Source organism: Pseudoalteromonas sp. 78C3, from assembly GCF_002836695.1.
GTDB lineage: Bacteria > Pseudomonadota > Gammaproteobacteria > Enterobacterales > Alteromonadaceae > Pseudoalteromonas > Pseudoalteromonas arctica.
On the sequence record NZ_PJAV01000074.1, the window covers coordinates 1 to 15031 of the forward strand.

General features: G+C 38.9%; 11 protein-coding genes. 6 read left to right on the plus strand and 5 right to left on the minus strand.

Annotation, left to right across the window (positions count from 1 at the left end):
• Positions 1-991: GGDEF domain-containing protein (locus CXF76_RS01225; protein ID WP_232785077.1), on the plus strand; the 991-nt coding region annotated here is incomplete at its 5' end.
• Between the two features lie 189 nt (positions 992-1180).
• Here CXF76_RS01225 and CXF76_RS01230 read toward each other — a convergent pair.
• Entirely contained in the window at positions 1181-3733 is a 2553-nt protein-coding gene (locus tag CXF76_RS01230; protein WP_101162851.1) for a glycoside hydrolase family 3 protein, read from the minus strand.
• Positions 3733-5007, minus strand: a complete 1275-nt coding sequence (locus tag CXF76_RS01235; RefSeq protein ID WP_101162852.1) for a sugar MFS transporter — start codon at positions 5005-5007, stop codon at positions 3733-3735. The genes CXF76_RS01230 and CXF76_RS01235 overlap by 1 nt, the downstream gene beginning before the upstream one ends.
• Positions 5008-5265: 258 nt before the next feature.
• On the opposite strand from CXF76_RS01235, the gene CXF76_RS01240 reads away from it, so the two are divergent.
• The 3 genes from CXF76_RS01240 to CXF76_RS01250 all read left to right on the plus strand — a co-directional run bounded on the left by CXF76_RS01240 (position 5266) and on the right by CXF76_RS01250 (position 9030).
• On the plus strand, positions 5266-6594 hold the full coding sequence (locus CXF76_RS01240) for a GH1 family beta-glucosidase (protein WP_101162853.1): 1329 nt from the start codon (positions 5266-5268) through the stop codon (positions 6592-6594).
• Positions 6595-6640: 46 nt separating this feature from the next.
• A complete protein-coding gene (locus tag CXF76_RS01245; RefSeq protein WP_024590902.1) occupies positions 6641-7963 on the plus strand; it encodes a glycoside-pentoside-hexuronide (GPH):cation symporter in 1323 nt (440 codons plus the stop codon).
• A 62-nt stretch (positions 7964-8025) separates the two neighbouring features.
• On the plus strand, positions 8026-9030 hold the full coding sequence (locus CXF76_RS01250; protein ID WP_010552528.1) for a LacI family DNA-binding transcriptional regulator: 1005 nt from the start codon (positions 8026-8028) through the stop codon (positions 9028-9030).
• A gap of 72 nt (positions 9031-9102) precedes the next feature.
• On the opposite strand, the gene CXF76_RS01255 is transcribed toward CXF76_RS01250, so the two are convergent.
• Together CXF76_RS01255 and CXF76_RS01260 are read right to left on the minus strand one after the other, a co-directional pair.
• Entirely contained in the window at positions 9103-9771 is a 669-nt protein-coding gene (locus tag CXF76_RS01255; protein ID WP_101162854.1) for a DUF2987 domain-containing protein, read from the minus strand.
• The gene (locus CXF76_RS01260) at positions 9764-10570 is read right to left on the minus strand and encodes a glucosaminidase domain-containing protein (RefSeq protein WP_101162855.1); all 807 of its coding nucleotides are present in this window, start codon (positions 10568-10570) and stop codon (positions 9764-9766) included. The genes CXF76_RS01255 and CXF76_RS01260 overlap by 8 nt, the downstream gene beginning before the upstream one ends.
• 247 nt (positions 10571-10817) lie before the next feature.
• On the opposite strand from CXF76_RS01260, the gene CXF76_RS01265 reads away from it, so the two are divergent.
• Positions 10818-12110, plus strand: a complete 1293-nt coding sequence (locus CXF76_RS01265) for an anti-phage deoxyguanosine triphosphatase (RefSeq protein WP_101162856.1) — start codon at positions 10818-10820, stop codon at positions 12108-12110.
• A 253-nt stretch (positions 12111-12363) separates the two neighbouring features.
• Here the strand turns inward: CXF76_RS01265 and CXF76_RS01270 are convergent, their stop codons facing one another.
• Positions 12364-14520, minus strand: a complete 2157-nt coding sequence (locus CXF76_RS01270; protein WP_101162857.1) for a prolyl oligopeptidase family serine peptidase — start codon at positions 14518-14520, stop codon at positions 12364-12366.
• 164 nt (positions 14521-14684) lie between these two features.
• On the opposite strand from CXF76_RS01270, the gene CXF76_RS01275 reads away from it, so the two are divergent.
• Positions 14685-14999, plus strand: coding sequence for a DUF962 domain-containing protein (locus CXF76_RS01275; RefSeq protein WP_010552524.1), 315 nt, complete (start codon positions 14685-14687; stop codon positions 14997-14999).
• Positions 15000-15031 lie beyond the last annotated feature (32 nt).

Consider the following 15031-nt stretch of genomic DNA (forward strand, 5'->3'; position numbering starts at 1 on the left):
TCTTCCTTTAATAACCCACTATTTAGCTAGTGTTTCAATGATAACTAGCCCACTCTTAATTATTATTGGACTATATAAGTACAAAAACGTACAAAATATTAGCTTAATGCCTCTTTACTGCATATTTGGTTTTTCTAGCTTATTGTTATTGGCAATTTATCCTTTCGGTGCAGCAAAAATGCTAACGAGTTTAGTAATCGCCGGATTATTTATTTACACAGCGTATTTAATCAAAAGCATGAGCTTTGTTGCTAAAGCCCAGAAAAAGGCGTTAATTACCTGCTTTTTAGTGCACAGTGGAGTTATGTTTTTAAATGCTATATTTCTATCAATACCGGTACTTAGTTCGAGTATTCAAGATGTAGCAACCCCTTTGCAAATTGTGCTTATTAGTCATTTACTATTAGCCACACTGAGTGCTCTTATACTGCCATTTTTGTTATTTTCTAATAGTGAATACACGCTATCGAACCTTGCCAATACCGACTCTCTTACACAGTTATTTAATCGCAGAGGTTTCTTTAATAACGCCAAAGCAGTCCTTAAACAACCTAATAACAATGATATAAATGTATCTATAATTATTCTAGATATCGACTTTTTTAAGCATGTAAACGATAAGTACGGCCACGACACGGGCGATCAAGCAATTAAATGGATTGCGCAGCACATAAAAGAGCAATTTATTGATGAGGGTATTTGCGCCAGAATAGGCGGTGAAGAATTTGCAATATTACTACCAGACTATTCCCTACGAGCAGCTAAAGAATATGCAGAGCACTTACGTGAAAATATTTCTAAGCATCCGTTTTATTATCAAAACGCGCATATAAAACTATCTGTGAGCGCGGGAGTGAGTCACTCTGTAAATGGTAAAATGAGTGTAAAAGACTTACTGTCCTTGGCTGATAAACGCCTTTATCTCGCTAAAGAAACCGGCAGAGATAAAGTAGTTAGCTTTGACGAAAAAAACCTCTTAATGCAGTGCTAATTATTTTACAAGCTATTATAAAAAAGGTTCTTCCTACAAAAACGTGGTAACTCTTTGTATTTATAGCGACTTGTTCTTTTTTAGTTATATCAATTAGCTCAAGTATTTATGCAGGTTAGTATTAATCCTCTACATAAAAAAAGCCCTTCATTCGAAGGGCTTTGGTATACACACAATAGAGTTAATAAACTACTTACAAGACAGTGTAGCTTCGCCTGCTTTATTTGGCACAAACTGAATATTAGCCACAGAAATTGATGCTTTACCATTGCTGCGTAAGCTAAATGGGCTTGTTAGGTTTGCAAAATTAACACCCTTATCAGCAAAACAACCTAAATCGATTGATACTGACTGCCATTTATTCTCAATGGTTTTATCCACTACGTTTGCTAAATCAATGCTTGCACCACATTCACCCGAGCAAGTCATAGCAAGTGCTATATCGCTCGTTAGTGCTTCGTTTAATTTAATATCAAAGCTAATCACACTATCGGCCTCAACGTAGGCAATGGTATCTTCTGCAAAGCTTGTTACTATTTCAGCACTGGCTTTTTCTGCACCGCTAAAGTTAAATTGGCGCGCGTCTTCTTGTACTATTTTGTCCTCAGTTCGGTATTTAATTGCACCAAATTCATGAGTACTACTCGATACATCTAAAAGCTCATCGCCCGATTTTAACAATAAGCGCCATGGTGCTACAGGTGCACCAACAAGTATATCCATACTCGTAAGCCCTGAGTTATCAAGTTTAGAGTCTTCATCAAGGTCGTCAGCTAACACGTTTTTATCGCCGTACGTTAAACCAAAACCATAAGGGAGTAATGGGTCGTAATTTTCATCGCCTTTATTAACCGCAGTTTGTACCGCTGATTTAGGCCAAGAAAACGATAATTTACCTTTAAAGTTATTTTGAATGGTGCCGTCTGCCGCTTTTAATAAAACATCAGCAATACCTGCGCCTTCTGTACCTGGCAACCATGCAGCTACAAACGCGTCAGATGCGTTAAGTTCACTGTTCACCCACATAGGTCGACCTGATATAAACACAGATACAACAGGGATACCTTGCTCTTTTAGCGAGCTTAAAAGTGCTAATGACTTTTTATTTCCGCGTTCAAACTCAAGGTTATCTTTATCGCCGTGCCCTTCTGCGTAAGGTTCTTCACCAAATACAACAATGGCAACATCAGGACGTTGTTCAAACGTGCCATCAGCACTTAAAGTAACACTTCCACCTGCTGCAGATATTTGCTCTTCAAGCCCTTTATATATCGAAGTAGCACCAGGGAAATCAGCATTTTTATTATTAGTCCCCTGCCACGTAATACTCCAACCACCCGACTGTTTACCTATATTATCAGCACCATCACCTGCAACAAGTACGCGTTGATTAGCTTCGATAGGTAATAGGTTATTTTTATTTTTAAGTAATACAAGCGATTCGCGCACAGCTTGACGTGCGACTTCGCGATGCTCTTGCGCGCCAATAAGTTCTGTTTTACCCGAGTAAAGACGCTTAGCCGGACTTGGTTTATCAAATAAACCAGCGCGAAGTTTTACGCGTAATATTCTGCTCACTGCATCATCAATACGCGACATACTAATTTCGCCTGACTTAACTTGCGCAATTGTATTGTTATAAAGTGGCTTCCAGGCACCTGTTGGCACCATAAATATATCGAGGCCTGCATTAACGGCTTGTGCACAGCTTTCGTTAGTACAGCCTTTAATTTGCCCATGACCATTCCAATCACCCACTACAAAGCCATCAAAACCCATACGTGTTTTTAATACATCTGTAAGTAAGTATTTATTGCCGTGATTTTTAACGCCATTCCAGCTATTAAAAGACGCCATAACCGATTGGCTACCCGCAGACAAACCACCTACATAACCTTGGGCATGAATATCAAATAGCGACTGTTCGCTATCTATATTATTTCCCTGATCATCCCCATCAACGGTGCCGCCATCGCCAATAAAGTGCTTAACCGTGCTAATAACACGCTTATCACTTAAAAAGTCGCCATCGGCTTTACCTTGCAATCCATTTACAATCGCTGCTGAGTAATCGTGAACAATCTTTGGATCTTCAGAGTAGCCTTCGTACGTTCTGCCCCAGCGATCGTCGCGCACTACGGCAACTGTGGGTGCAAATACCCAATCAATACCCGTAGCCATTACCTCTACTGCAGTAATCGATGCTATTTGCTCGATTAAATCAGGATTATTCGCCGCGCCTAAACCAATGTTATGTGGAAAAAGCGTCGCGCCAATTACGTTATTATGGCCATGTACTGCATCGGTGCCCCACATAGTTGGGATACTACTGCCATCAACTGAGTCATCGACAGAAGCTTGATAAAAGCTCTCTGCTAAGGCTACCCAGTCCATTGGTGTTGCATGTTTGTCGCCATTAGGGAATGCGCCACCGCCATTAAGATATGAACCAAAGCCATATTTACGCATATCTTCAACGGTAATATCACGAATTTCTGGCTGAATCATTTGAGCAACCTTTTGCTCAAGTGTCATGGCTTTTAAATAGTTAACTATTTTAGCTTCAATATCGGCATCTTTTTTAACGGCAATATTAAGTTTTGGCCAAATTTGCGCTGTTTTAGATAACGTTTCATTAGTTTCAACCGATGTTACTGCGTCGTTTGAACAAGCCGATAAAGTACCTACTGATGCAATTAATGTTGCTAAGGCTATTTTATTAAGTGTAAAAGGGGTTTTCATTATAGAGTCTCCTGCGCTTGAACTGGTTTGCTACCGCTTAAACCATAGAACACGATAAATATGTAACATAAAATAGGTAAAACATACGAAAGTTGAACACCCACACTATCAGCAAGTGCACCTTGTAAAAGTGGCACTATTGCACCACCCACAATCGCCAAACACAAAATACCAGAGCCTTGAGCTGTATGTTTGCCAAGTCCATTTAACGCTAAACTAAAAATAGTGGGGAACATAATAGAATTAAATAAACCAACCAATAGTATTGACCACATTGCTAATTGACCCGACGTGCTCATGGCAATAACGACTAAAATAATAGCCATGGTTGCGTTAAAGCCAAGTACTTTACCAGCAGGTAATTTTTGCATTACAGCAGCACCAATAAAACGCCCAACCATAGCACCACCAAAATAATAAGTGATGTAATGAGCTGCAGCATGCTCTTTTAGCCCTGCTATATTTTCTTGTGCTAAAAAGCTTACTAAAAAGCTACCAATTGCCACTTCTGCGCCAACGTACATAAATATACCCACAGCACCTAATACAAGATGGCGATACTGCCAAGCACTGCCTTCAATTGCCTCTGATTTTTCGGCTTCTGCTTTTTGCTCGCTCATAATGTCTGGTAATTTAAGCCAAGCAAAAATACCGGCTAGTAAAATAAGCATTGCAGCTAAAAGGAGGTAAGGAAGTTGAACTGACTCTGCATTTTGTGCAGGTGTTAAAAAGGCTTCTGACGCTGAGTCCAGAATTAACAGAGCACCAAATGATGGCGCAACCGTAGTGCCTAACGCGTTAAAAGCTTGAGTAAGCGTTAAACGAGAAGACGCTGTTTTTGCAGAACCCAACAAACTTACATAAGGATTTGCAGATACTTGTAATAACGTTATGCCACTGGCAAGTACAAATAAAGCGAATAAAAACACAGGATAACTATGTAAAGACGCTGCTGGGTAAAATAAGACACACCCTACTGCCGCAATTAAAAGCCCAACCACGATTCCTTTTTTATAACCAAGCTTTTTAACAATGTGTCCACTAGGGAGTGACATTAAAAAGTAAGCGCCAAAAAAGCAAAACTGCACAAGCATTGCTTGTACATACGTTAAATCGAAAACCGCTTTTAAATGCGGAATCAAAATATCATTTAAGCAGGTAATAAAACCCCACATAAAAAACAGTGAAGTTAAAGATGTAAGTGCAAAACCATAGTTTTTATCTTGGTGGTTTTGCGACTGTGTGTGTGATGTCAGTGGTGCTGAACTAGCCATGTGCTCTCCGCAATTTATTATTATAAATTGATCTTCAGTAAGTAATTAATACAAACCCCGCTAAGGCGCAGTATTTAAGAGTTGACCTGAAGATTAATTAACATTAATCTAAAAATGTAAGCGCTTTCACGGCTAATTAAATACGAACATGTTACATATTTCAACAACTTTTATTTTTAATAATGTTTTGTACCCGCTGAAAGTCAGTAAAAATAAGCGCTAAGCGTGCAATTAAGTTCTCAAAAAGGTTTGTAACCAATGACAAAAATATCATTACCATTTAATTCACCTCTATTAACAAAAGACTTTGTTTATGGTGTAGCTACAGCATCATTTCAGATAGAGGGCGGATATGAGCATCGCTTACCGTGTATTTGGGATACCTTTTGTAGTACTGCAGGTAAAATTGCTGACAATTCACATGGTCATATTGCCTGCGATCATTACAATAATTGGCAACAAGACATAGATTTAATAGAGTCTCTAGGTGTTGATGCTTACAGGCTTTCTATTTCATGGCCTCGCGTTATGACTCAAGACGGAAAGTTAAATCCTGTAGGCGTTAAGTTTTATACTGATATTTTAGATGAGCTAAAACGAAAAAATATAAAAGCCTTTGTTACTTTGTACCACTGGGATTTACCGCAACACCTTGAAGATGAAGACGGCTGGCTCAACAGAAAAACTGCTTATGCATTTGAGCAATACGTAGAACTAATTACTAACGCATTTGGAACACGAGTGTATTCTTACGCTACATTAAACGAACCCTTTTGCAGCGCGTTTTTGGGTTACGAAATTGGCATACATGCCCCAGGCCTAGTCGGCAAGCAGTATGGTAAAAAAGCAGCTCATCACTTATTACTCGCTCATGGTCTGGCCATGAACGTGCTAAATAAAACATCGCCTAATACTAAAAACGGCATTGTGCTTAACTTTACACCCGCATATCCACTTACCGATAATCAACAAGACATAGACAGTGCCAAATACGCTGATGACTACTTAAATCAGTGGTACATGAAACCAATAATGGATGGTAAATACCCCGATATAATTAACCAACTACCAAGCGATCATTTACCAGACATACACCCTGGTGATATGGAATTAATTTCTCAGCCAATTGATTACTTAGGCATTAACTTTTATACCCGCCAAGTCTATAAGGCGCATCCTACTGACATTTATGAACCCATTGCACCTACAGGTCCGTTGACTGATATGGGATGGGAAGTTTACCCGCAATCGTTCACCGACCTGCTCGTATCGCTTAATAAAACATACACCCTACCGCCTATTTATATAACCGAAAATGGCGCAGCCATGCCCGATACATATAATAATGGTGAAGTTAACGACTTAGATCGTTTAAATTACTATAATGATCACTTAAATGCGGTTCATAATGCGATTGAACAAGGTGTTGTTATACATGGCTACTTTGCTTGGAGCTTAATGGATAACTTTGAATGGGCAGAAGGCTACTTAAAACGTTTTGGTATTGTGTATGTAGATTATAAGACGCAGCAACGCACTATTAAAAATAGTGGCTTAGCTTATAAAGAGCTCATCTCTAAAAGATAAAAGTATACCCATAACTAAAAACAAGTATAAAGCGGGATAAATAATCATGGTCAGTGTAAAAGAAAAAATAGCGTATGGCTTAGGCGACACCGCCAGTAATATTATTTTTCAAACAGTTATGATGTTTTTAATGCTGTACTACACAGACGTAGTGGGTTTATCGCCTGCTGTTGTAGGTACTATGTTTTTAGCAGTGCGTATTTTTGATGCCGTAACCGACCCATTAATGGGTAACCTTGCTGATAAAACACATACGCGCTGGGGGCACTTTCGCCCCTACTTACTTTGGCTTGCCCTCCCTTTTGCCATTATTAGTATTTTAGCGTTCACTACGCCCGATTTAGAAGGCACCGATAAAATAATTTATGCCTTTACTACTTACACTCTGCTTATGGTTGTCTACACCGCTATTAATATTCCTTATTGTGCATTGGGCGGCGTACTTACGGCTGATGTAAAAGAGCGCGTGACTATTCAGTCTTACCGGTTTGTATTTGGTATGCTAGGCGGCGTAATAGTAGCGGGTTGTACTATGCCAATGGTTGAGTATTTTGGCCAAGGCGATGCTGCCAAGGGCTATCAATACACAATGACTGCAATGAGTATTTTAGGTTTTGTACTGTTTTTACTTTGTTTTTTAGGCACAAAAGAGCGTATACAACAGCCTAAAGAGCAAAACATTCCTTTTGCCCAGAGTGTTAAAGCATTAATTAAAAACGATCAATGGCGAACACTTTGCTTAGCTGCATTCTTTTTACTTACCGGGCAAGTATTAAGGCTTACGCTTGCTGTTTACTACGTAAAATACTATTTAGGTCGAGACGATTTAATCACCTTATTTATGACGCTAGGTGTTGCAGCCAGCATGGTAGGTTGTGCTTTAGCTCAACCACTCGCAAAGCGCTTTTGTAAAATAAAGGCCTATATAAGCTTACAAGTTATTGCCGCCGCTATTTGTGGTTTTAGTTACTTTATTAGTAAAGATCAATTAGTACTCGCATTTACTGCCTTTATTTTATGGAAATTCTTTTTAGATATGGCAACCCCGTTGTTGTGGGCAAAAATGGCCGACACCATAGATTACGGGCATGAAAAAACAGGGGTACGCATTACGGGTTTGGTTTATTCAGGCGTTATCTTTTTTATTAAAATGGGCGTGGCTGTAGGCGGCGCAATTGCAGGCTGGTTGTTATCTTTTTACAGTTATCAGGCCGATGCAGTACAAACTCTTGATACCCAACACGGTATTTTACTGTCATTCACTGTACTACCTGCTTTTGGCTCATTATTTGTTGCCTACATAATGAAAAAATATACACTGACTAATCAGGTTGTTGAAAATATTCAATCTAAACTAACAGCTAGTTAAGATATATACTCTAAGGTATTATTTAGCCGAAGTAGTTAAGGATAAGCGAGTGAACAAATAACATGGCAACAATTTATCAAGTCTCAGAGCTTGCGGGAGTATCGTTAGCCACCGTTTCTCGCGTGATGAACAAAAATACCCGTGTAAGCGATAAAACTAAACAAAAAGTGCTTGATGCTATGGCGCAGCTTGGCTACAAGCCTAATTCAATAGCGCAATCTTTAGCCTCTAACTGTACTAACAGTGTCGGTATTTTAGTGTCTGAGTTACATGGTCCTTTCTTTGCCCAAATGATGGCAGGTATTGAGTCAGAGCTTCGTGCTGCGGGTAAACACGTTATTATTACCACCGGACACAGTGAAGAAGACAAAGAACAAGAAGGCATTGAGTTTTTAATTAGCAGACGCTGCGATGCCATTATTTTGCACGTAGAAGCCGTCTCAGACGACTACCTAATAAAACTAAGCCAAGGCTCTACACCCGTTTATTTAATGAGCCGTTATGTAGAGCAACTAAAAGACAACTGTATCAGCCTAGATAACCAACTAGGTGGCTACCTAGCCACTAAATCGATATTAAATCAAGGCCATACACAAATAGCGTATATTGCAGGCCCGCAGTTTAAAGCCGATGCTTTTAACCGCTTAGAAGGTCATAAACAAGCGCTTACAGAGGCTGGTGTTAAATTTGATCCTACGCTTTATTATATTGGCGACTTTAACGAAACTGGCGGTAGCAAAGGCTTAAAACATTTTATTGATGAAAAACTTAGCTTTACTGCACTGGTATGCGCCAATGACGAAATGGCCTCCGGTGCCATGAAGTATGCACGAGAGCACGGTTATAACTTACCAATTGATTTATCGATTGTTGGATTTGATAACGTTATTTTTGCAAACTACCTATACCCTACACTCACGACCATAGATAATCCGGTCGGGAAAATGGGCGAAATGGCAGCTAAATTAGTGCTTAAAGACGTATATCAAAATAAAAACCTCGTTATAAATCGCTTTTTTGAACCTACTTTAATGCAGCGCGATTCATCAGCACCACTTATTAAATAAAAACTAAAGGCTAAAAACGAGTACTGATTTTGGTACAAAAAAAGCGGCTAAATGCCGCTTTTTGTATGTGAGCTACTTAACAATCCAAGGCGTTACTTTAATAACGTTCGATATATCGCCAAGCACTGCGCTATCATCTTCCCAGCTATCTTCAACTGCAAAATAACACACTGACTTTTCACACGTTATGCTCTTATCATCAAATTGCATTGGGCTTTTAAATGTAACTGCTACGCCCTTTTGCTCGGGTAATAAAAACCACATTAATTTACTTACAAAAAAGCCCGACAAATCAGTTAATAGCTCATCAAGTTCTTCGTTAATGGTATATAACGACTGCTTTGAAAATGCTAAACCTTCAAGTTCGTTTGCTTCTATTTGTAGCTTTAATTGGCAATCGTGTACAGGATTGAGCGGCTCTACTACAATGACCGCTTTATCGGTATCAAGCTGCTTATCGAACGGCAATAGTAATTGTGCTTTATCGGTAAAGTTAAGTGGATACTCGTTTCTTTCGGTTAAAATAGTACCGCTTTTAATCGCACATGTTTCATTAGTACCAATATCACTAATGTAAAAGTTAACTCGCGCATATTGAAAGTCGCCTTTGTTAACAATTTTTAAGCGGTCGTAAAAACCGTCATACGACATCACAAATTCTCTCGCATTTACATTAAATGCACTAATGCTCAGCAGTACTAACACAATAGCGTTGGTACAATTAAAAATGTATTTATTCATCAAAGTAGGCTCTATTTTGGCTAATCATCGTGTTTAACTCTTCTATATACGCTTCACCGCGCTCAGAGTAAGACATTAAACCTTGTGTAAGTTCAGTCGCTAAAATTGGTTTTTGCTCAAGACGTAAGTTTTCACGTATTGCGCGCAAATCTTTATAAGCAGGATGCGTATTTATGTTTTTAAAATAAGAGTTTATAGCAGCTCTTACCGATTTAAACGCAGCAACTTCGTGCGCAGCCCCGGTATTACGGCGTTTTGGCACCATGCCACAACCTTTTGTGTAACACCACTGACCAAAAAAGTTAAGGCCAATACGTGCAAAACGCGAAGTGCCCCATGCAGATTCGTTTGCAGCTTGCATAAGCGCTAATTCTTTAGGAATTATATCAACACGGCGCAATGCTTGCGTAAGTATTAGCGTATCAACTGTGGTTGGTAAGTCATACGACTTTAAAATTTTAGCAATATCTTTGTTTTGCTTTTTTTCTAAAGGTAATTCGTTTTGTAACATCATGCGTGCTATTTCGAGCTTAGCGCGTTGCTGTAATATTTTTTTATTTTCGGCTTCAACGTGCGGACGAATAAAGCTAAAAAATGCATGTTTTTTTTCTTTAACATCACTAAATTCTGAAAACTTTGGCAGTTTTACATTATGTAATGGTTTTTCTTTTTTCTTCACTTTTTTTGGTTGTTCTGACGTTTGTTCATCTAGTTCAACATCGTCACTTTGTATAAACGGGTATGCAAGCGCCCAAACAAAAAATACAGTTAGTAAAAGCTTAAAAATCGTTTTTAACATCTATTCTCTCTATTAAACTTAGTTATGCATGGTTTATACACAAGCATACGAAGGCGCATTATACCTAAGCCACTTTATAAACGCGAATAACTGGGGTTTGATGACCTTTTACGGTTGAATTTTCAGCAGTGTATTTGAATTTTAGATAAAACAGAGCCTATGTAGTGCATTTGTTCATTCGCAATTTATAAGTCCATGGGTATACTGGGCAAAGTTTAATAATATTAACTATGTGTGAGTAAGCAGTATGAATAAACAATGGCAAAGCCGAATAATAGAGCAATATAAACATCGTCCTAACGATAACCGCTCGCCGTGGCAGGTCGACCGTTCGCGTATTATTCATGCAGCTGCATTTAGGCGTTTGCAAGCTAAAACCCAAATTATGGGCATTGGCCTAAACGACTTTTACCGCACTCGCCTTACCCACTCTTTAGAAGTATCGCAAATTGGTACTGGCATATTGCGCCATTTAAAAGCGCAACATAGCGACTTTACGCACTTTCCATCAACCGGACTGCTCGAAACACTGTGTTTAGCGCACGATATTGGCCATCCGCCTTTTGGTCATGGTGGTGAAATAGCGCTAAATTACATGATGCGCGATCACGGTGGTTTTGAAGGTAACGCACAAACACTGCGCATAGTTGCAAAACTTGAGCCCTACAGTAATGGGCACGGTATGAACCTAACTCGTCGTACTTTATTAGGTTTTATAAAATACCCCGCGTTTATTAACACGCTATGGCATACCATTCCCAACGATACAACCGGTCGTGCATTTATAAAAGCAGATGATTGGCGACCTGCCAAAGGGTTATACAACGACGATGCAGCCATATTCAATTGGATAGTAGAACCACTGAGTCAAAACGATAAAACGTTGCTGAGTAACCATGCCGCTATTGATAAGTACCGCGCTAAAACAACGTATAAATCGCTCGACAGTGCCATAATGGAGCATGCCGACGATATAGCATACGCCGTACACGACTTAGAAGATGCCATTGCAACCCATGTACTTACGTTAGACGATTGGCAAACTCATGCTCTACCTCATTTAAAAGCATTAAACTTTGACTGGTTAAACACCATGCTTGAGTCGCTCACGAAGCGTTTGTTTTCAAAAAATGATTATGAGCGAAAGGACGCCATAGGTGAGCTGGTTAATACCTTTATTATTCATATACATTTAGATATTCAAAACGATGACTTTGAATGCCCTATTTTAAAGTACACCGCTAAATTAGATGCCCAATACGACAGTGTATTGCAAATACTTAAGCATTTTGTGTTTCAACGTTTAATACGCGACCCCGAAATGCAGCAAATAGAGTTTAAAGGTCAAAACTTACTAATAGAGTTATTTACCGCGTTTGCTAGCGATCCGCTGCGTTTATTGCCAGAAACTACACAAGCACAATACATAGAAGCCGAAAAACAAAACCAAGGTATGCGTATAATTTGCGATTATTTGAGCGGAATGACCGACGAGTACGCCTATAAAACATATCAACGATTATTTTCACCTATGCAATAATACCAACCTGCATAAATCTTTGATCAATTTAACGAATTAAATTGCACTATAACGTCGTTAAAAATTTTTTATTTAGAACAACTAGATACAAAAATTTCTGCCTAGTTCTAGCGTAATTTTCTTAACGTTAAATAGACCCCATATATAAGCAGATTGGTATAACTAACTAGCAAACATTAAAAAGGCCGAGTAAATTTAATTTACTCGGCCTTTTTCCTCAGCTATTAAAGTTAGCTATTTTGTTAAAGCGCTTTTATAACGACTCTACGCCCATGTTATATAGCGTAAAACCAAATATATCAGCATACTGCTCAATTGTTTTACTCGTTGGTGTACCTGCACCATGCCCCGCATTTGTTTCTATGCGGATAAGCGTTGGGTTATTACCTGTTTGCTTTGCTTGAAGCTCAGCAGCAAACTTAAACGAATGTGAAGGGACAACGCGGTCATCATGATCGCCAGTTGTAATCATAGTGGCTGGATACTCAACACCTGCTTTTACATTATGAAGTGGTGAATAACCTTTTATGTATTCAAACATTTCTTTGCTTTGCTCACTGGTACCGTAGTCGTATGCCCAACCAGCGCCCGCAGTAAATGTATGGTAGCGCAGCATATCAAGTACACCTACAGCAGGTAGAGCAACTTGAAATAAGTTTGGGCGCTGTGTCATCACTGCGCCAACTAACAAACCACCGTTAGATCCACCGCGAAGTGCTAAGCGCTTTTTAGACGTGTACTTTTTATCTTTTAAGTACTCAGCCGCTGCAATAAAGTCGTCAAACACATTTTGCTTTTGCAATTTTGTGCCGGCATTGTGCCAGTCTTTACCGTACTCACCACCACCGCGAATATTAGCAACGGCGTACACACCACCTTGCTCAAGCCATACTGCATTAACGGGGCTAAAGCTTGGCGTTAAACTAATATTAAAACCACCGTAACCGTATAAAATAGTAGGGTTTGAACCATCAAGCTTAATGCCTGTTTTATAGGTAATTACCATCGGTATTTTAGTGCCGTCTTTTGATGTGTAAAACACTTGCTCAGACGTGTAATCATCACTATTAAAATCAATAGCCGACTTACGATAAACACCCGATTCACCCGTAGTTACATCAAACGTATAAGTAGTACCTGGTGTTTTGTAGTTAGTGAACGAATAATAAAGCGTTGTTTGATCTTTTTTACCGCCAAAACCACGTGCAGTACCCACGCCTGGTAATGTAATTTCGCGAATTAACTCACCTTTTTTGTTGTACTGTTTTACCTGTGAAATAGCATCAACCATGTAGTTGGCAAAAAAGGTATCGCCACCTTTTGTAAGATTTAGTACGTTTTTGGTTTCTGGAATTAAATCAACCCAATTTTCTGGGCTTGGATTACTTGCATCAACCGTCACTACTTTTTTGTTTGGTGCATTGAGGTTAGTAACTAAAAACAGCTTGCTGCCTTCGTTATCAATAACTGATGTATCTGAATCAGTATTTCCAACAACCGTTACAAACTCACTGTTTTCTTTTGTTAGATCTTTTATAAACAGCTTATTGCCTGACGTAGACGTACTAGCTGAAATAAGTAGGTAACGGCCGTCATGAGTTACATCAGCGCCTACATAGCGATGTTTTTGCTCATCAGTTTCACCAAATACAACACTATCAGCAGACTGTGCAGTACCTAGCTTATGGTAATACGCTTTATGCTGATCTGTTTTAGCCGAAAGTTCACTCCCTTTAGGTTTTTCGTAACTTGAATAATAAAAACCTTCGTTGCCTAACCAATCAATGCCACTAAATTTAACGTCAACAAGCGCTTCTTCAACTTGCTCTTTGGTACGTGCATCAATAACTATAATTTTGCGCCAATCGCTGCCACCTTCAGATATTTGATACGCGAGTAATGAGCCATCTTTTGAAAACGATAAACCCGACATAGACGTCGTACCATCTTCACTAAACTTGTTTGGATCTAAAAATACTTCAACGTCGCCGCCATCTTTACTGCGGTACAAAACATATTGATTTTGCAGGCCATCGTTTTTATAAAAATAGGTGTAATCGCCTTCAGTAAAAGGAGCGCCTATTTTTTCGTAATTCATTAGTTTTTCAAGGCGCTGCTTTAACTTATCGCGATAAGGGATTTGTTCTAAATAAGAAAACGTTAAATTGTTTTGCGTTTTAACCCAATCGGCAGTTTCGCTGCTCATGTCATCTTCAAGCCAACGATATGGGTCGCTAACGGCTTCTTCAAAGTAGGTATCTACGATATCGCCTTTTTTTGTTTCTGGGTATATAACTGCGTTAACTTGCTTCATTGGTGCTTTTACTTCTTCTTGAGTTACCGTATTAGTTGGCTCTGAACAGCCGCTAAGCGCTACAATTACAGCACATGCTAGAGTGTGTTTAAACATCCTGAGTTCCATTCTTATTTATTAATAGTGCGCCTAAGTTATTAACTTTTAGCCCTTTTGTCTATTTAGATGCGTTAAGCGCCATTTATCGCTGTAAACAAATGTAAACTTACGCTTTAATAGCACGACCCTCATTAAAATAAAAAACAATAAAAGAGCACACTATGCAAAGTACAAACCCCACGTTTAAAAGCTTTAAAGCCTTCTACCCTTATTATTTAAAAGAGCATCGCAATGTGATTTGCCGCCGCTTACATTTTATAGGAAGTACACTCGTTCTTGCTGTAATCGCAATAGCATTATTAAAACAACACTACAGTTTATTATGGCTATTACCTGTTATTGGATATGGGTTTGCGTGGGTCGGACATTTCTTTTTTGAAAAAAACCGCCCTGCTACTTTTAAACACCCTTTTTACAGTTTATGGGGAGATTGGGTAATGTTTAAAGATATGCTTGTTGGAAAAATTAAATTTTAACACTATTTTTAGCACTCTTTTTTTATACCAAT